The organism is Massilia sp. 2TAF26 (assembly GCF_052115005.1).
Classification (GTDB): domain Bacteria; phylum Pseudomonadota; class Gammaproteobacteria; order Burkholderiales; family Burkholderiaceae_D; genus Telluria.
The window spans coordinates 1-537 of sequence record NZ_JBFRFV010000097.1; the positions used below are offsets into that span (position 1 = coordinate 1).

At 67.2% G+C, this 537-nt stretch carries 1 protein-coding gene; it reads right to left on the reverse strand.

Features of this window, described 5'->3' with window-relative positions; translation table 11 throughout:
• A partial coding sequence (locus AB4Z32_RS27615) for a BatA domain-containing protein (protein ID WP_442125001.1) occupies positions 1 to 371 on the reverse strand: 371 nt, incomplete at its 3' end.
• Positions 372 to 537 lie beyond the last annotated feature (166 nt).

A 537-nucleotide genomic window follows, 5' to 3' on the forward strand; every position in this document is an offset into this window, starting at 1 on the left:
AGCCAGGACAGTGCATCGGCAGGCAAAGGCAGGCGCGCGGCTTGCGTCATGCCGGCTGCGGCGACCTGCTGGACGACCCAGGCCGGTTCACTGGATTCGAGCGGCGCTTCGATGAGAACGGTGTCTCCGCGCCAGGGAATAGTGGTGACGGCCAGCCAGGCGATCAGCGTGATGAGCAGCAGCAGACGCAGGACGAGCAGCAGAAGCTCGATCCAGCGCGGCACGCGCTGCTGCTGGGGCGCAGCGGCAGGCAGGAAGCGGGCGGTGGCCAGCAACTCCGTCTTGACGCGCTCGCGCTTCTGCATGTGCCACCAGATCGGCAGCAGCAGTACCGGCAGCGCGAACCACCACAAAGGCTGAAGACTGGCCATCAACGCTTCCTCGCCGAAGGTGGACGCAGCCAGTCGCGCAGCACGGCGCCGACCGGCTGTTCGATCGTGGCAACGCACAGCGGCACGTCATGCTGGCGGCAATTCGCCCACACCGCATCGAAATGTGCGCCAACTGCGGCGCGGTAGGCATCGCGCTCCTCCGCTG